Source organism: Alkaliphilus transvaalensis ATCC 700919, assembly GCF_000621485.1.
GTDB classification, from domain to species: Bacteria; Bacillota; Clostridia; order Peptostreptococcales; family Natronincolaceae; genus Alkaliphilus; species Alkaliphilus transvaalensis.
Genome location: NZ_JHYF01000001.1, coordinates 454,030 through 471,606, shown reverse-complemented (window position 1 = coordinate 471,606; position 17,577 = coordinate 454,030). Strand labels below are relative to the sequence as shown.

Annotated in this window: 18 protein-coding genes; all 18 read right to left on the bottom strand. The window is 36.1% G+C overall.

Annotated elements, in window-relative coordinates; all coding sequences use genetic code 11:
* Window positions 1–118: 118 nt before the first annotated feature.
* Window positions 119–313 (bottom strand): sulfur carrier protein ThiS, encoded by a 195-nt coding sequence (gene thiS, locus T335_RS0102165; RefSeq protein WP_026476087.1) that lies wholly within the window; start codon window positions 311–313, stop codon window positions 119–121.
* 97 nt (window positions 314–410) lie between these two features.
* The gene (locus T335_RS0102160) at window positions 411–1,559 is read right to left on the bottom strand and encodes an NAD(P)/FAD-dependent oxidoreductase (protein ID WP_026476086.1); all 1,149 of its coding nucleotides are present in this window, start codon (window positions 1,557–1,559) and stop codon (window positions 411–413) included.
* A complete protein-coding gene (locus tag T335_RS19645; protein WP_051569087.1) occupies window positions 1,552–1,848 on the bottom strand; it encodes a (2Fe-2S)-binding protein in 297 nt (98 codons plus the stop codon). The genes T335_RS0102160 and T335_RS19645 overlap by 8 nt, the downstream gene beginning before the upstream one ends.
* 2 nt (window positions 1,849–1,850) lie before the next feature.
* On the bottom strand, window positions 1,851–2,339 hold the full coding sequence (locus T335_RS0102150; protein ID WP_026476085.1) for a 4Fe-4S binding protein: 489 nt from the start codon (window positions 2,337–2,339) through the stop codon (window positions 1,851–1,853).
* A 21-nt stretch (window positions 2,340–2,360) separates the two neighbouring features.
* Complete coding sequence (locus T335_RS0102145; RefSeq protein WP_026476084.1) at window positions 2,361–3,470, bottom strand: NAD(P)/FAD-dependent oxidoreductase; 1,110 nt, start codon at window positions 3,468–3,470, stop codon at window positions 2,361–2,363.
* Window positions 3,467–3,772, bottom strand: a complete 306-nt coding sequence (locus T335_RS0102140; protein WP_026476083.1) for a (2Fe-2S)-binding protein — start codon at window positions 3,770–3,772, stop codon at window positions 3,467–3,469. Before T335_RS0102140 ends, T335_RS0102145 begins: the two co-directional genes overlap by 4 nt.
* A gap of 188 nt (window positions 3,773–3,960) precedes the next feature.
* Window positions 3,961–5,466, bottom strand: a complete 1,506-nt coding sequence (locus T335_RS0102130; protein WP_026476082.1) for a sodium-dependent transporter — start codon at window positions 5,464–5,466, stop codon at window positions 3,961–3,963.
* A 48-nt stretch (window positions 5,467–5,514) separates the two neighbouring features.
* Entirely contained in the window at window positions 5,515–5,724 is a 210-nt protein-coding gene (locus T335_RS0102125; protein WP_026476081.1) for a hypothetical protein, read from the bottom strand.
* Window positions 5,725–6,343: 619 nt separating this feature from the next.
* Entirely contained in the window at window positions 6,344–7,642 is a 1,299-nt protein-coding gene (asnS, locus tag T335_RS0102120) for an asparagine--tRNA ligase (RefSeq protein WP_026476080.1), read from the bottom strand.
* Between the two features lie 35 nt (window positions 7,643–7,677).
* On the bottom strand, window positions 7,678–9,111 hold the full coding sequence (gene purB, locus T335_RS0102115) for an adenylosuccinate lyase (protein ID WP_026476079.1): 1,434 nt from the start codon (window positions 9,109–9,111) through the stop codon (window positions 7,678–7,680).
* A gap of 131 nt (window positions 9,112–9,242) precedes the next feature.
* The gene (locus T335_RS0102110; RefSeq protein WP_330371163.1) at window positions 9,243–10,436 is read right to left on the bottom strand and encodes a pyridoxal phosphate-dependent aminotransferase; all 1,194 of its coding nucleotides are present in this window, start codon (window positions 10,434–10,436) and stop codon (window positions 9,243–9,245) included.
* A 133-nt stretch (window positions 10,437–10,569) separates the two neighbouring features.
* A complete protein-coding gene (locus T335_RS19640) occupies window positions 10,570–11,406 on the bottom strand; it encodes a PHP domain-containing protein (RefSeq protein ID WP_034327424.1) in 837 nt (278 codons plus the stop codon).
* Window positions 11,407–11,909: 503 nt separating this feature from the next.
* The gene (gene spoVS / locus T335_RS0102100; protein WP_026476077.1) at window positions 11,910–12,170 is read right to left on the bottom strand and encodes a stage V sporulation protein SpoVS; all 261 of its coding nucleotides are present in this window, start codon (window positions 12,168–12,170) and stop codon (window positions 11,910–11,912) included.
* A gap of 158 nt (window positions 12,171–12,328) precedes the next feature.
* Window positions 12,329–13,138: a shikimate kinase gene (locus tag T335_RS19635; protein WP_051569086.1), complete on the bottom strand. Its 810-nt coding sequence runs from the start codon at window positions 13,136–13,138 to the stop codon at window positions 12,329–12,331.
* A 28-nt stretch (window positions 13,139–13,166) separates the two neighbouring features.
* The gene (aroE, locus tag T335_RS0102090; RefSeq protein ID WP_051569085.1) at window positions 13,167–14,012 is read right to left on the bottom strand and encodes a shikimate dehydrogenase; all 846 of its coding nucleotides are present in this window, start codon (window positions 14,010–14,012) and stop codon (window positions 13,167–13,169) included.
* Between the two features lie 19 nt (window positions 14,013–14,031).
* Window positions 14,032–15,087 (bottom strand): 3-dehydroquinate synthase, encoded by a 1,056-nt coding sequence (aroB, locus tag T335_RS0102085; RefSeq protein WP_026476075.1) that lies wholly within the window; start codon window positions 15,085–15,087, stop codon window positions 14,032–14,034.
* On the bottom strand, window positions 15,063–16,205 hold the full coding sequence (gene aroC / locus T335_RS0102080) for a chorismate synthase (protein ID WP_207640638.1): 1,143 nt from the start codon (window positions 16,203–16,205) through the stop codon (window positions 15,063–15,065). Before aroC ends, aroB begins: the two co-directional genes overlap by 25 nt.
* A 19-nt stretch (window positions 16,206–16,224) precedes the next feature.
* Window positions 16,225–17,499, bottom strand: a complete 1,275-nt coding sequence (gene aroA / locus T335_RS0102075) for a 3-phosphoshikimate 1-carboxyvinyltransferase (RefSeq protein ID WP_330371162.1) — start codon at window positions 17,497–17,499, stop codon at window positions 16,225–16,227.
* Between the last annotated feature and the right edge of the window lie 78 nt (window positions 17,500–17,577).

The window sequence follows — 17,577 nt, the reverse complement described above, 5'->3', positions numbered from 1 at the left end:
ATCTGTTATATTTGATATAATTGTTGTATTTATTCTGTTTAATGTATTCATTGTACTAATTATTTTGTCACTATTGCAGTACTTATGACACTTATAATCCTTCCACTACTAATGAAAATTAGCCACCTACTATGGGATGTATTATTTGGACTGAGTCTTTTTCCCTTAAAAGCCTCTTATCAAAATCAATTCTTTCCAAAACCTCATCATTTATTGCGATAATCAAGTTTGGATGTGAGTACTGCAATTCTTTTAATAACAGTGCAACAGTCATATTATCTTTTAGTGGAAAAGCTTTACCATTAACCTTCATAAAATCGCCTCCAGTAATTCATTTTATCCTTCATAGCATCTGCTAATTTGTAAATTTCATTACTGGAGGTCTAGGGTACAATAGATTTCAACAATTTCTACACTACTGAAGGCTCAAATATTAACTTCCCAGTTTTGAAACGAGTAAGGTTAAGTTGATTAATTGGTAGCGTAGTTTCTTCTCCCATAATAGCTTCTGCCATTACTACACCAGTAAAAGGTGCTAACATAAACCCATGACCACTATACCCAGCTGCCACATAGAAGCCTTCGATCTCATCTACCGCCCCATATATTGGCTGACGATCTGGCGACATGTTATATAAGCCTGCCCATTGGCGAAGGAATCTAACTTCTTTTAATGGTGGTAATACCTTAGTGATGGTTTTTGTCATTTCTTCTAAGAAGTGCCATCCAGAAGTAATTCTTAAATCTGTTGGTTCATTAGCACAACTTCTACCCATAATGAAACCACCATGGGGTACCTGTTGACAATAAAGATTTAATGAGAAGGACATCACCATAGGCTTTAGAATGGGATCTACGGCTTCTGTTACAAGAATTTGATGTCTTTCTGAATATAAAGGTAGATCTACTCCCACCATTTTAGCAATCCCTTGAGAGTAACCACCTGCAGCATTTACAACTATATTAGTATCAATATCTCCTTTTGTTGTCTTTACACCTCTAATTTTCCCATTTTCTGTAATGATGTCGGTGACTTCTGTATATGTATATATTTTTACCCCTAGACCTTCTGCAGCCTTTGCATAGGCATGAGTTGCATGGAAAGGATTTAAATGTCCATCCTTCTCGCAGTAGGTTGCACTGATTAGTCCATCAGTATTTAGAAAGGGAACGATTTCCTTAGCTTCATCAAGTGTTAGTAGTTTTGAAGGAATTCCTAACCGATTTTGAAGCTCAATGTTTTTCTTAAACTGTTCATGCTCCTTCTCTGTACTAGAAAGCATTAAATAACCGCCCTGCTTAAACTCAATGTCTTGATCATAACCTAGTTCTTCCTGCATATTTTCAAATACCTCACAGGAAAACTTGGCCATTAGGCAGTTCATTTCTGTACCCCATTGTTGTCTTATCCCTGCACCACAGCGACCCGTTGCCCCACTTGTTAAGTACTCCTTCTCTATTACGACAATGTCTTTTACTCCCTTTTTAGCAAGATTATAGGCAATTGCAACCCCCGAAATACCTCCTCCTATAATTACAACTTCAGCAGTTTTATTCATGTCCTTCTCCACCTCCCTCTTCAAATGCATGGGCAGCTATAGCCCCTAATTTAATTGACTTAACAGGTGGCCTAAATGTACCTGGTGAAAGTTCTGCAATTGATTTTCCCGTTGCAATCGATAACTCTCTTAATACCAGAGGCATACAGGTTCTTCCTTGACAAGGCCCCATTCCAACCCTGCTTACACGTTTCAATTCATCAAAGGTAGTATATCCTTTAGCAATTAAATTTCGAATGTCCTGTAATGTTAAATCAGAGCACCGACAAATGAACGTTTTATCAGCCATACCTATTCCTCCAATCTAATATTTCTCACAACTTTTGCATACTGCTTATCTAGCGCCAGTGAGATAATAGGAGTTTTATCTAATGCTTTACTATCAATCACTTTTACAACTTTTACATCACAAACAACCTTCCCCTCACGATCTAGACCTTTAACCCACTGTCCAACCTCTGGAAGGGGTAAAAATTCGTAGGGGATCTTCAATAATGCTTGGTCCTCTGAATAGGTCATATCTAAAACTACAATTGCCAACCCTGGACAATTGCTTACACAAAGACTACATCCATTGCATAGATCGTGATCTACAGTTGGTAAATGATTAATATCTTCAAACGGTTTTATCGCACCAGTTCTACAGGCTGTATAACAAGGATTACAGGGTATATTCTGAAAACACTCCATGATGACGGTTGGTCCTTGATTCAGTCTTTCTTCACTAGGATATACTTTTTCGATATCTTCGAATGTAGGTATTCCCGTAACTTCTAACATTTTAATGCACCCCCTTAAGTCTTAAAGGTCGACAGATGCAGCAGCTTCGTTTACAATTTGTAGCTCTGCAATACCTTTTCTAATTTTCTCTCCTACTTGACCATGTCTTAATGAATCCAATTGATTTAGTAAATCTTGTCTTAACTCTGCCATATTAAATAACTTATATCCAAGAAAGGATGCTGCCGACATTCCTGCAAGGTAGCCCTCCACCATTGCACTACTGGCTTCTTCTACACCTGACACGTCACCAGCAACAAATAGACCTTTGACTGATGTTTGAAGATTTTCATCTCTAGCAGGAACATAACCTCCTAAAGGTTGAACAAACTTCATTTGACAGCCTGCCTGCCAAAGTAGCTCCGACAGTGGAGACAAGCCTACTGATATACACATTACATCGGCTTCTATATCAATTTCTGTTCCAGAAATACCCTGCCAGTTTTCATCTAGCTTCCAAAGGGTAACCTTCTCAAGACAATTTGTTCCGTGGGCTTCTTTAACTGTGTGCCCCGTCAGAATAGGCACTCCTAACCGACGAACTTTAGAAGCATGTACAAGATAACCCCCAATTTTAGGGCCACCTTCAACAATGGCAGCAACTTTCACGCCTGCCTGTAGTAATTGATAACTAACAATAAGTCCTATATTTCCTGCCCCTACCATAACCACTTTGCTTCCGGGTTTTATTCCGTGGACATTCATTAATGTTTGGACAGCTCCAGCACCATAAATCCCAGGAAGGTCATTATTAGGGAACCCTAAAGTTTTTTCACTTGCTCCCGTTGCAACAATTGTTGCTTTGGGTTTTACTTTAAAATATTTTCCTCCTTGCTCTAAAGAAACTACGCCATCTTCATAAATTCCAACAACCGTAGTTCCCTTCATTAGAGTCACCTTTTCTGCTAGTTCACTTAATTTTTTAAGTAATAATTCTGAAATATCAAAGCCCCGTTTAGAAGCATATTGTTTTTCAGAACCAAAAAACATGTGGGTTTGCTTTATTAATTGCCCACCTAAATGTTCATCCCTTTCTACCAATATAACTGTACTACCCATTTCAGCAGCTTGAATAGCAGCGCATAGACCTGCAGGACCACCGCCCACTACTAAAAGCTCCACAGCCTTCATATAATTTCCCCCTTTCCCTTCTGGGTATTGACGACCATGCCGTCTGTTAGGGATTCAACACAGACCCTAACATTTGGTTCTCCATTGACCTCCATCATACATGATGAACAGTTACCAATGGCACAGTAAAGTCCCCTCGGGCGATGATGTTCATGACTGTGACTAAGTACTTTTACACCTGCAGCATGTAATGCGGCTGCAATCGTTTCACCTTCGTAACCTTCAAAGGGCTGACCATCAAAGGTAAAGGCAATTTTTGCTCCTTTTTTGAATTTTAAAATAGGATGCTGCTCAATTCTCAAGTAAAACACCTCCTGTTGATATAAAATGAATCCTCCCCTATTAAAGGGGAGAACTCTTAAATCTCCAATCTCCTATTGCTTCTTTTTGTTAAAGGCTCTATTTACTAACACAACAAAACCACCTATATAAAATCCTAATATTAAAACCATCATTGTGATGGACGCATTTGACATCTTCATAACCTCCTTTATTTATCAACCGAAGCATTGCCATTATTATTGATGGATAGCTTTCCACCACCAATTCGATTGGCAAGCCAGTTATTGGTTAACAAAGCTAGAATGATTAAAATTGCAAATTGGAAGATAATTGTACCAGCACTAAAGACTTCAAAGGGATGCCACCAGTTACCTGGGTACCATTCAATTGCTTGTTTAAACCACCAGCCAGTGATTATGATAAAGAAGAGAGGAAAAGATATAATACATAAATTCCACCACTTACCAGTTTTAAAGTCCGCCCATTTTGTATTGATTTCTTCTGTTCTTGCCTTTTCTAAGCCGTATTTTATCAATCCAAAGGCAACGAATAATCCACTAACTAATAATCCTATTCCCCATACCCAGTCTTGATTGTCTAAGAAATTTAAGCTATAGGCTGAAGGAATACCTAGAAAGAAGCCGGCTCCTATAACATATAACGTAGCTTTTTTCCTTGACATACCTGCATCCATAAAGTTTCTAACCCCTACCTCAATCATCGGTAATAAAGAAGAAAGGGCAGCAATTGCCATAGCCAAGAAGAAAATTGCGGCTAATATTGATCCAAAAGGCATCGTTGGGAACAACTGAGCTAAGTAAATAAATGTAAGGCCTGTATTTCCTGATGATAATGCACTATTAGCAAATTCCGCTGTAGGAGACAATGCAAAGATAGCTGGTAAGACTGTCATACCTGCAATTAATGCACCTATATGATCTCCCATGCCCATAATCATACAGTTTCCTGTAATGTCTTCCTTTGCAGATGTATAAACAGAATATGTTATAATGAAACCCCAGCCAGCCCCTGTCGACCATGCCGCTTGTGTAAAGGCATTTAACCATAACTCAGCACTGCCTAACATTTCCAGTTTAGGGCTAAATAAATATTCTAGACCTTGGGCTGCACCTGGTAGAGTTAAAGCACGAATTACTGCTGCCACCAATAAAGCAAATAGTGCAGGAATCATAATCTTAGAAGCCTTTTCGATCCCCCCAGTTACACCTTTATAAATGATATATCCAGCAATTAGCATTGAAATAAAGTGGAAAAAAATTGTTTGTTGGGGTGTTGTTGTAAAGGTGTTCCAGATAGCCTGTGTAGCATCGGTCCCCATATCAGGCTTAAAAGTCCCTTGAAGGGCTAAGGTAAAATATTTCACACACCATCCCATTACAACAGAATAATAGAACATGATTCCTAAACAAACCGCAGCAATCCATGTACCCATCCAAGTATACTTCCGACCTACAAAATCTCTAAAAGCACCTACTGTACCAAGGCCTGTTTTCTTTCCCATTACCATTTCTCCCATTAGTAATGGTATTGCCCACACAAAAAGAGCAATTGTCCAAGCGATGATAAAGGGCCCACCCCCATTTGCTGCAGCAACCCTTGGGAACCTCCAAATATTACCTGTTCCAATAGCCATTCCGATAGAAGCTAAGATAAAACCCCAACGGCTTCCCCATTGTTCCTTCTTTTGACTCATCCTTAATCCTCCCCCTCAAATTTTTATTTATTTGTTCTTGGTGGTAGATCACCTGATGCCCCTATTTAATTTTTTTAGTTCTATGTAGTTTCTAAGGATGGTGCCACAGTCCATACAGACTTCAGCGAAGGTTTGATGACTTGTGAATGGGTCAGTCTTGAGAGTAACCATGCTATTGAAGGGTATTCCGTCACGTATATTAGATGAACCACAATAGATACACGCTTTACTTCGGCTAGAATTTGAAAACGATTTCATAAATGTTTCCCCCTTTATTTTATGTTCTCTTTATTTTTATCCCTTTTTTTAAAAGCCGATTAGTCTATTCTATTTGGTTGTAAGTTTTATTGTAAGTTTTGTTTTATTGAAAGTTTTGTTTTATTGAAATTTTAATGTAAGTTTTATTATAAATTTTCTTTATTTTAATAATTTTATGTATTCATATTGCATTTCTTACCCTTTTATATTATCTTACTTTGCATTGCCCTGCTAAAAATGATTTGTGTTATGATCATTTTCAAGAAAAGAACTAATAGTAAATAGAATATAAATGTCTATAGCAGTTCGTTGTTAGTCTCTATAGGGCTACTTAAAAACGTTGTACATGTATCTATAATATAATATTGTTATAATAAAGGCAATATTCAGAAATAAAATTTATCGTTAAAATTTAATTTATTATGAATTTTCAGTTAACAAACTCCACCCTTGAAAATTTCATTGTGGTGAATTTTCTGTATATTTAAACATAAAAAAATACCTCCAAGTAGATAAATCTAACTATTTATTAATTAGACTGTCTACTTTGGAAGTATTATAGGTGCATTTATCAACTTATGAATAATTATAATCCTTATAAATAGTTTTTATCTTTAAATTATGGATAAACTCTATTTAATGTTCTGGCAAAAGGAATGGTTTGTCTAATATGATCTACTCCACAAATCCATGCCACGGTTCTTTCTAATCCTAACCCAAAACCTGAATGAGGTACAGAACCGTATCTTCTAAGGTCTAAATACCACTCATATAACTCTTGTGGTAATCCCTCTTCTTTAATACGCTTTAGAATTAACTCTAAGTCGTGGATACGCTCAGATCCTCCAATAATCTCACCATAACCTTCAGGTGCGATTAAGTCTGCCCCTAAAATTACTTCTGGGTTTGTTGGGTCTGGTTGCATATAGAAGGCCTTCATTTTAGTTGGGAAGTGGGTAATAAATACTGGCTTATCAAACTTCTCAGCGATATAAGTTTCATGAGGTGCTCCAAAATCTTCTCCCCATTCAAACTCATGACCCCCTTCTTGTAACATCTTTACTGCCTCTGTGTAAGTGATTCTTGGGAAAGGTGCTTTAATTTTCTCTAAGACAGCTGTGTCTCTTTGAAGGATCTTTAACTCTATTTTTCTATTGGCTAAAACTTTTTGAACAACGTATTCAACCATTTGCTCTTGAACTTCTAAGTTCCCTTCAAAATCAACAAAAGCCATTTCTGGTTCAATCATCCAGAACTCATTTAAATGCTTTCTGGTTTTAGATTTTTCTGCTCTGAAGGTAGGGCCAAAACTATATACTTTTCCAAAGGCCATTGCTGCTGCTTCTGCATATAATTGACCAGTTTGAGATAGATAAGCATTCTCTCCAAAGTAGTCAATTTCAAATAGTTCTGTTGTACCTTCACAAGATGAAGGTGTAATAATTGGTGGCTCTACTAAAACGAATCCTCTTTCATGGAAGAAGGTCCTTAGGGCTAAATTGATTTCATCTCTAATTCTTAATATAGCATTTTGCTTTGGCGTACGCATCCATAAGTGTCTATTCTCCATTAAGAAGTCAGTTCCATGCTCCTTTAATGAGATTGGATACCCCTCTTCTGCAATGCTGATAGCCTCAACTGTTTTAACTAATATTTCATAGCCTCTAGGTGCTCTTTCATCTTTTTGTACTAGCCCAACCACCTGTAAAGATGATTCTTGTGTTAGCTTTTTACAAGCTTCAAACACTTCTTCAGCCACTTCGCTTTTAACAACTACCCCTTGAATGAATCCTGAACCATCTCTAAGTTGTAAAAAGTGAATTTTTCCACTGGAACGTTTATTAAATAACCAGCCCTTTAGCATTACCTCTTGGCCTTCGTATTTTGATATTTCTTCTATTGTTGTAAATTGTGCCATTCTTTACACCTCCATAATATCCTTCAATATTTATATTAAACTTTTAGATCAACCTTAATACCTATTAAAGCTTTGTTTGCTTCGATAATTGGATGTATATACTCTTGTAAAAAGTCTGTCACCTGTTCTGGTGCTCTTCCTACAAAGTTTCTTGCATCCATTAATTGATCTAATTGTTCTTTACTAAGATTAAAATCGGAATCATTTAAGATTCTATCGATTAAGTCATTCGACTTACCTTCCATTTTAACTTGCTTTGCAGCTTCCATAGAGTGAATTCTAATTTTCTCATGCAACTCCTGTCGGTCTCCACCCTGTTTAACAGCCTCCATTAAAATATTCTCAGTTGCCATAAAGGGTAGTTCGTTGCTAATATGTTGTTGTATCATTTTTTCATAAACCACTAATCCATCGCAGACATTTATCGCAATATCTAAAATTGCGTCAGTTGCTAGAAAGGCTTCTGGTACAACAATACGCTTATTGGCTGAATCATCTAATGTCCTTTCAAACCATTGGGTAGATGCAGTCATTGCAGCATTTTGTGATGCAGCTATTACGTATCTAGCAAGAGAAGCAATTCTTTCACTTCTCATTGGATTTCTTTTGTAAGCCATTGCCGATGAACCAATTTGATTCTTTTCGAAGGGCTCTTCAATTTCTTTTAAATGTTGTAACAGCCTAAGGTCATTAGTCATTTTATGTAGACTTTGGGCAATTCCACTTAATAGGCTTAATACCTCATAGTCTAGCTTTCGAGAATAGGTTTGTCCTGTAACTGGGAATGTCTTTTCAAAGCCCATTTTTTCAGCTACTTTTCTTTCCAACTCTTTTACTTCATCATGATTATTATTAAAAAGGTTATAGAAGCTGGCCTGTGTTCCTGTGGTTCCTTTAACCCCTCTTAACTTCATTCTTTCCAATTGATGCTCAAGATTTTCAAAATCCATTAAAAGATCTTGTAACCAAAGAGTACCCCTCTTACCTACAGTTGTAAGTTGCGCTGGTTGGAAATGGGTAAACCCAAGGGTAGGTATTTCTTTATATTCGTCGCAGAACTTACTTAAAATGTTAAAGAGATTCACCATTTTAACCTTTACAAGCTTTAGAGCATCCTTCATAACAATGACATCTGTATTATCACCAACAAATGCACTTGTAGCTCCTAAATGAATAATTCCCTTAGCTTTTGGACACTGTTGCCCAAAGGCAAATACATGGGACATAACATCATGTCGAGTTTCCTTTTCTCTTTGAATGGCTACATCATAATTAATATCACTTTGATGGGCCTTTAACTCCTCTATTTGTTCATCAGTAATGTTTAAACCCATTTCTTTTTGTGATTCTGCCAAGGCAATCCATAGTTTTCTCCATGTCGTAAATTTATTGTCGGATGAAAAAATAAAGGACATTTCTTTACTGGCATATCTTTCAATTAGTGGGTTTTGATAAGTTTCTCTATTCATTGCTGCACTCCTTTCCATCCCAAATTTATATAAAAATGGTATTTTTCAAAAATCGTAAAGAAAATCAGATAAACATCTGATTTCCTTAGACTAGAACATAAGTTAATCTAAATAAGTTTGATACCACTATTTTACTCATTTATAACAGCTTCAATACGGTCTAATCCTTCTTTTATATTTTCCATTGAATTAGCATAGGATAATCTAACAAACTGGTCTACTCCAAAGGCAATACCTGGTACAACGGCAACATTACCATGTTCTAAAATAACATCTGCTACATCCATAGAACCGGTCATAACCTTACCCTTTATTTCCTTGCCAATTAACTTAGAAATATTCATCATCACATAGAAGGCTCCTTTTGGAGTGATGCAGGAAATATTATCTATTTCGTTAATTCTTTCTACCATATATTTTCTTCTCTCATCAAAGGCTAATCTCATATTTTCAACAGAAGAATTATCTCCAGTAAGGGCTTCGATACTAGCATATTGTGCAATTGTATTTGGATGGGAAGTTGCATGACTTTGATAGTTACCCATAATTTTAGCAATTGTTGAATTAGAAGCTGTATATCCAATTCTCCAACCCGTCATTGCGTAGGCCTTAGACATCCCATTTATAATAATTGTCTGGTCTTTAATCTTTTCGTTAATGCTGGCAATACTAATATGTTCAGCTCCATCATAAACTAATTTTTCATAAATTTCATCGGAAATGATGATAATATTATGCTCAATTGCCACCTCTGCTATTGCTTCTAACTCTTCGTAAGTATATAAAGAACCTGTTGGGTTAGAAGGACTGTTTAACATTAATGCCTTAGTTTTGGGAGTAATTGCTGCCAATAGATCATTTTTTTGCATTTTAAATTCGTTGGCCTCAGTGCTTTCAACAAAAACAGGTACTGCGTCTGCCATTTTAACTAACTCAACATAGCTTACCCAATAAGGTACTGGAATAATGACTTCATCACCAGGATTACAAACAGCCTGTAGGGCATTAAATAATGATTGTTTTGCTCCATTTGATACAACTATTTGGTCTGGTGTATAATCTAATCCATTGTCTTCCTTCAGTTTATAACATACAGCTTCTCTAAACTTAGGTAAACCTGATGCAGCAGTATATCTTGTAATCCCTTTATCCATTGCTTCAATAGCAGCCTGTTTAATATTATCAGGTGTATTAAAGTCTGGTTCTCCAACTCCAAAACTAATTACATTAATTCCATCCGCTTGCATTTGTTTTGCCTTAGAATCGATAGCTAACGTTACTGATGGTGCAATTTTTTGATTCTTCTCTGAGAGTTTAATATTCATTTCTTTCCCTCCATGGACGTAGTTAATTAAATGTAGTTTATGTATTTCAAATTCACTCTTATTTTAACAAATATTTCTGGTTATTTCTACAGTTAATTCCCATTACTTTGGTTTTTATCATATTATTTATAAATTATTTTATAAATCCCTTCTCCTTTAACATAACTTCTATATAAGAGGTGGGGACACGAACGCTTCCTAAATCTCCATGATGACGATCTTTTGCTGGTGGAGTATGGAAATCTGAGCCTCCTGTAATGAATAGTCCATTTTTTTCAACAAGATCTAAATAATAATCATATTTGAGTTCACTATTATCGGGATGAAAAACCTCTATACCATCTATCCCAGCCTTAACAATATGTTTTAATATTTCATTAGATTTAATTAAACCAGGGTGGGCTACGACAGCATAACCACCTATTCTTTTAATCTCTTTGATGGCTTCCAGAGGTGTAATTTTGTAGCGGGGCACATAGGCAGGGCAACCTTTATTCAAATATTTTTCAAATGCTTCTTTTGTATTTGAAAGGTAACCTTTAGTGATTAAAACCTTAGCAATATGGGGCCTGCCAATATTTCCATCCCCCGTTAACCCTTCAACTTCAGAGAAGGTAATTTTAAAACCTAGTTCATTAAGCTTTTCAATTATTTTATGCGCTCTATTTTTACGTTCATTTTGTAATAAGTCTAATAACTTCAAAAACTTCTCGTCTTGATAGTCGATCATATAGCCTAGAATATGAATTTCTTCTCCAAGGTCCTCTGTACTTAGTTCGATACCTGGAATCAACAGAAAGTCATTCTTTGTCTTACAGTAGGCCATCGCCTCTTCTATTCCTCCAACAGTATCATGATCTGTAATAGCAACCCCATTAAGTTCTTTTTCTATTGCATAGTCGATTAGTTCCTTCGGGGTCAAAGTGCCATCGGAGGCTGTCGTGTGGGTATGCATATCAATATATTTCATGTTCTTCTCCTTTAGCTCTTTTACTTGAAGAAATTGCATAATACCATAACTATGAATTTATATATAGTATATGGTAATATAAAAGCTGAGTCGCCCATTGTGAAATAAACACTAATCGGCGATGTTTTCATTTTGCATTAATATGAATTTCAAAATTAATGATGCAATTTCCTCACTTAAGTTTTTTATATTATATCCTAAGAAAGTTATTACTATCAATTTAGATTTTAATAAATAAGATTTTTATAATCTACTTTTCTTATCTTAATATGTCATTAGTTTATAATCAAGTCTTCCTTCGGAAGATCTAAAGAACATTATTGCTGAAGACACTAAGAGATTAACATAAACTAATCAAATACTGTGGTTATCTCCTTATGTTGAAACTTATTTACGTAAAGTTCTCTTATAAGTTCTCTTATTTTAAAAATAATAAAGTAAAACTTTCCTATTCGTTATAAAAAAAGCCTGCTTTCTAGCAGACTTTTCTATATCATCATATATTATCTTGGCTCTACAATCAGTTTAATGGCAGTTCTTTCCTCGCCATCTATTTGAATATCAGTGAAAGCAGGGATACAAATTAAGTCTAAACCACTTGGAGCTACGAATCCTCGTGCGATTGCCACTGCTTTGACTGCTTGATTTAGAGCGCCAGCCCCAATAGCTTGGATTTCGGCTGCGCCACGTTCTCTAAGAACGCCGGCTAATGCTCCTGCAACTGAATTTGGATTTGATTTTGCTGATACTTTTAATACTTCCATAAATGTGATGCCCCCTTTTTGATATCTATTTAGTAGAATTTGGATACAATGTATATATTCTACCTAATTTCTTAAATACCTTTAATTTTTGAAAAATTCTTTCTAAAAATATAACACGTCTTCCATCAGCGGGTTTAATAGATAGTCCCTTTTACTCTCTATACATTAGTCCCACTAGTTTCATCACCTGATCTACTATTTAATAGTCTACCAATGATTTCAGAACATACTTCTTCGGGGGTTTTATCATCAGTGTTAATAACAAGATCAGCAGCACTTTTATATAAAGAATCTCTTTTTTCTAGTAGTTCCTTAATACTATTTAAAGGATTATTTATTTTTAATAAAGGTCTCGTTTCATCATCTTTAAGTCTGTGATAGATGGTCTCCTCGCTGGCCCAGAGCAATATTAACTTTCCATTTGTTCTTAAGTTATCAATGTTTTCATCCTGTAAAACAACACCGCCACCACAGGAAATTATCGTGTTGGAGTGACTACTAACCTCTTTAACTAATTCTTTTTCTAATTGGCGAAAAGCTGGCTCTCCCTTCAACTGAAAATATTCAGATATCGACAGTCCTAAACGCTCTTCTATGATAGAATCCATATCTAACAAATTCATATCTAACATACTGGCCAACTGATTGCCAACAGTTGTTTTTCCTGTACCCATAAATCCAATTAAAACAAGATTATAGGGAAACAACAACCTTGACTGCATTTTTCTACTGATTTTAATAATAGATTCAATTAATTCCCTTACTTCTTCATGATATAGGGGATTATCTGTATTTTTTATAGCCCGCTCAACCACTTCTGCCTCTCGCCCAATATCATATATAGCCAGACCGCTTTTGCGTTTATAATTAAGGATATCTCTAACAGCCTTCATTCGTTCTTCAAAGGCTGAAATGATTCTTTGATCACACTCATCAATTTTTCTTCTAATGCCCTTTATTTCTTCCAAATTTACGCCACCTTTTGTTATATAATTATTAGTCTCCAACCATCATAGCCGAAAGAACAGATGAAATTATACTCTTCTTAATACTATTTTCGAGCCAAATTTCCTGTGCCTTAACTGCCTGATAAAATAGCATTGAAAAACCATCCTCAGTCCTACAATTATATCTCTCAGCCATTTTCAACAGTTTAGTAGGACTAGGGTTATAAATTAAATCATATACCAACTCTGCTTTATTCAAAACATGTTCACCAACAGGCATTCGATCTGCCATTGCAGACATCCCTACAGGTGTTGTATTAACAATAAAGTCATATTTATCCTGAACATCTGATAGTGATATAACATTAATTTCTATTCCTGTGGCCCTTTCAATATCTCCTTTTATACACAGGGCTTTTCCTTCACTTCGGTTAGCTATGGTAACTATACACCCCTTAAGAACTAATTCGTAAGCAATAACTCTGGCTGCCCCACCAGCGCCTAAAACTAGAGCTTTTTTGTTATGATATTTTAAGTCTAAGGAATCTAAACTCTTGATAAATCCATAGCCATCTGTGTTATACCCCTTCAGTCTTCCCTTTTCAATTTTTACTGTATTTACGGCCCCATAAATTTTTGCCCGTTCATCCAACTCATCTAATAGGGGAATAATCGCTTCTTTATGGGGAATTGTTACATTAAACCCATGAAAGTTATTTCTTAGTAGCTCTACTGAAGATTTTAATTCTTCTGAAGGTATTCTTAAAGAGACATACATTCTGTCGGTCTTTAATTCTGCAAATAGTCGATTATGTATTTGTGGTGATAAACTATGGGAAATCGGATCACCTATCACTGCATACAGTTTTGTTTTACCAGTTACTATTTTACCCACTTTTATTCCCCCTCATTAGTTAATAAGACAACAGTTCCCTTGCTTCTTTGGAAGATAGTAATATTTCTTCAACAGACCCTCTACCATTTGGTAATATAAAAGAAATTCTGTTATCCCGATTCTTTTTATCTCCCTTCATGGCTCCTATTAAATCTTCTAGCTCAGTTACTTCTAAGGACGTGTTAAATCCCTTCATCAAGTCTGCTATTTCCATAAAATATTCTTCATCTATTAATGATAACCTTAAAGCCATTTTCGCTTCATGGTACATACCAATTAAAACAGCTTCTCCGTGGGTATAGGTTTTGTATTTCGTGGTTACTTCTAAAGCATGTCCTATTGTATGTCCAAAGTTTAAAATTTTTCTTAACCCTTTTTCCTTCTCATCTTTAGAGACAATTCTTCCTTTAATTTCGCAACATTTCTTAATGGTATACTTTAAAACTTTTGTATCTAACTGGATTAAGGCTTTCAAATTCTCTTTAAGATAAAGAAAAAAGTCATAATCTTCAATAAAGCCATATTTTATAACTTCGCCAATACCGCTCATAACTTCTTTTTCTGGTAGTGAGTTTAATACACCTGTATCAATCACAACCTCTTTAGGTTGATAAAAACTGCCAACAAGGTTTTTGCCTTGGGGCATATTTATCCCAGTTTTTCCTCCTACGCTACTATCTACTTGAGCTAATAAGGTTGTTGGAACCTGAATATAATCAACCCCTCGCATATAGATTGAGGAACAAAACCCAGCTATGTCTCCTACAACGCCTCCCCCAAATGCAATTACTGTGCAATTTCGACTGAGGTTATGATCCAACATATAATTTAGTATATTTGTCACTGTTTCTAGGTTTTTGCTTGTCTCTCCAGCTGAAATAACGTATTTAAAAATTTTAAAATTTCTACTAAGTTCTGTATACATTTCCTTGGCATAAAGTTCATCTACATGTTCATCTGTTATGATTAGTCCTTCTGGGGTGCTTTTAAGGGTATCTTTCAACCGATATCTTAATCCATCTTCTATATTGATGGTATAGCTTTCTTTACCTAAATTGATTTGTAGTCTTTCCATCGTTTAATAATCTCCTCTAAAGAATCTCCTCCAAATTTCCTTAGGAATTCTTCTCCTATAATTGTTATCGCCACCATCTCTGCCACAATAGAAGCTGCAGGTACTGCACAAGTATCACTTCTTTCTACAGAAGCCAGTTCTGTCTCTTTTGTAATAATGTTGACAGTTTTGAGGGGCTTGTATAATGTAGGTATGGGCTTCATGCCACATCTCAGAACCACTGTCTCACCATTAGACATACCACCTTCTATGCCACCTGCAAAATTTGTTCTTCTATAGTAACCCCTGTTGGGATCATAGAATATTTCATCATGTATTTGTGAACCCGCTTTTATAGCGTTTTCAAAACCGATTCCAACTTCAACAGCCTTAATTCCTTGTATACTCATTAACCCATAAGACAACTTTGCATCTAGTTTTCTATCCCAATGAACATAACTTCCTAAGCCAACGGGAACTCCTGTAATATGAATCTCAAAAACACCCCCAAGGGAATCCCCTTCTTTTTTAGCTAGATCTATGGCCTCCATCATGGCTTCTTCTGTTTCTTGATCCACACAACGTACCGGTGACTCATCAGCCTTGCTAATTAAAGTGATATCTTTCACTTCTTGATTAATAGCCACCGTACCGATAGATACTACATGACTTAATACTTCAATGCCAAAGTTCTTTAGAAACTGTTTTATTATGCTTCCAGCAGCTGTTCTAACAGCCGTTTCTCTAGCACTACTTCTTTCAAGTACATTTCTTATATCTTCAAATTGATATTTTAGATGACCAGATAAATCTGCATGCCCAGGCCTTGGTCTAGTTACTTGCCTATCTTTATCGTTTTCTCCAAAGGGGGCCATATGCTCATCCCAATTTGCATAATCACGATTATTGATTACAAAGGCTATGGGGCTACCTAAGGTTTTACCTCCCCTAATCCCTGACATTACTTGAATTTCATCTTTTTCGATTTTCATTCTGCCACCACGACCATATCCCAGCTGTCTTCTTGCTAGGTCTTTATTGATCTCATCAAGATCTATTTCTATATTTGAAGGTAGCCCTTCTATTATTCCTACTAATCCCTTTCCGTGGGATTCACCAGCTGTTAATACCCTCAGCATTAAATTTGTCTCCCTTCTACTACAGAACTATTTTTTTCAGGGTTTCTTCAAAGTCTGGAAAAGATACAGCAATACATTCACTATTTTGTACCTCAACGGGCTCTTCAGAAAATAAACCTGCTATTGCCAATGCCATAGCAATCCTATGGTCTCCATAGCTTTCTACTCGACCACCTTTTATTTTAGCTGGTCCATTTATTACCATCCCATCGGGTAGCTCTTTTATTTCTACCCCTAACTTATTTAATTCCTCAACAACTGCTAATATTCTATCCGATTCCTTATGTTTTAGTTCTTCTGCCCCAGTGATGATGGTTTTACCTTCTGCTAAGGCTGCTGCTACGGCTATTACGGGTATTTCGTCTATTAAACGAGGAATCATATCCTGTTCTATGGTCGTTCCTGTAAGCTTCTTACCTCTTACGATAAGATCTCCAACTTCCTCTCCACCACTGATTCTCTCATTTTCTATTTTAATGTCTGCCCCCATGCTCCTCAACACATCAATAATACCAGTACGGGTAGGATTTAACCCCACCTTTTCAATGACTAAATGACTATTCTCCATAGCTGAAGCTGCCACTAGAAAAAAGGCTGCCGATGAAATATCTCCCGGCACTTCTACCCTTTGACCATATAATTCTCCTGTTTCAATCGTAATTTTCTTCCCTTCCTTTTTCAACTTTCCTCCGAAGGCCTGTACCATTTTTTCTGTATGATCTCTTGACTCAACCGATTCTATTACAGTAGTGGTTCCATCAGCGTATAAACCAGCCAATAAAACAGCAGATTTAACTTGGGCACTAGGTACTGGCAGGGTATAGCTTATTCCTTGTAGTTTCCCGCCACGAACTGTTAAGGGTGCTAGTTCTCCATTTCGTCTGCCATCTATTTGGGCTCCCATTTCCCGTAAAGGATTAGCAATACGAGCCATTGGTCTACTTCTTAAGGAGGCATCTCCCGTTATAATAGATAGAAAATTTTGTCCTACCAATATCCCCGATAGTAACCTCATGGTAGTTCCAGAATTACCGGCATTTAAAATATCCTTAGGTTCTTGAAGCCCATACAGTCCCTTTCCTTCAACTATTATTTCTTCTCCCTCATCAAAGATTTCGATTCCTAAGCCTCTAAAGCAATCTATTGTACTTAAGCAGTCTTCTCCCCTTAAAAAGCCTGTTATAGAACTCTTTCCTTTACTAATACTTGCCAACATAATGGCTCTATGGGAAATGGATTTATCCCCTGGTATCGTTATTCTTCCTTTTATCTTGTTGGCCTTATATATGATCAAAATAAAAACTCCTTCCCCTTATGTAAAATTAATCTATTTTTTCTAATTATCTTCATATGTAATACCTCTAGTTACAAT

Coding starts and splice junctions, on each gene's coding strand:
- thiS (WP_026476087.1), bottom strand. CDS start 313: ATGAAGGTTAATGGTAAAGCTTTTCCACTAAAAGATAATATGACTGTT.
- T335_RS0102160 (WP_026476086.1), bottom strand. CDS start 1,559: ATGAATAAAACTGCTGAAGTTGTAATTATAGGAGGAGGTATTTCGGGG.
- T335_RS19645 (WP_051569087.1), bottom strand. CDS start 1,848: ATGGCTGATAAAACGTTCATTTGTCGGTGCTCTGATTTAACATTACAG.
- T335_RS0102150 (WP_026476085.1), bottom strand. CDS start 2,339: ATGTTAGAAGTTACGGGAATACCTACATTCGAAGATATCGAAAAAGTA.
- T335_RS0102145 (WP_026476084.1), bottom strand. CDS start 3,470: ATGAAGGCTGTGGAGCTTTTAGTAGTGGGCGGTGGTCCTGCAGGTCTA.
- T335_RS0102130 (WP_026476082.1), bottom strand. CDS start 5,466: ATGAGTCAAAAGAAGGAACAATGGGGAAGCCGTTGGGGTTTTATCTTA.
- T335_RS0102125 (WP_026476081.1), bottom strand. CDS start 5,724: ATGAAATCGTTTTCAAATTCTAGCCGAAGTAAAGCGTGTATCTATTGT.
- asnS (WP_026476080.1), bottom strand. CDS start 7,642: ATGGCACAATTTACAACAATAGAAGAAATATCAAAATACGAAGGCCAA.
- purB (WP_026476079.1), bottom strand. CDS start 9,111: ATGAATAGAGAAACTTATCAAAACCCACTAATTGAAAGATATGCCAGT.
- T335_RS0102110 (WP_330371163.1), bottom strand. CDS start 10,436: ATGAATATTAAACTCTCAGAGAAGAATCAAAAAATTGCACCATCAGTA.
- T335_RS19640 (WP_034327424.1), bottom strand. CDS start 11,406: ATGAAATATATTGATATGCATACCCACACGACAGCCTCCGATGGCACT.
- spoVS (WP_026476077.1), bottom strand. CDS start 12,170: ATGGAAGTATTAAAAGTATCAGCAAAATCAAATCCAAATTCAGTTGCA.
- aroB (WP_026476075.1), bottom strand. CDS start 15,087: ATGGAAAGACTACAAATCAATTTAGGTAAAGAAAGCTATACCATCAAT.
- aroC (WP_207640638.1), bottom strand. CDS start 16,205: ATGCTGAGGGTATTAACAGCTGGTGAATCCCACGGAAAGGGATTAGTA.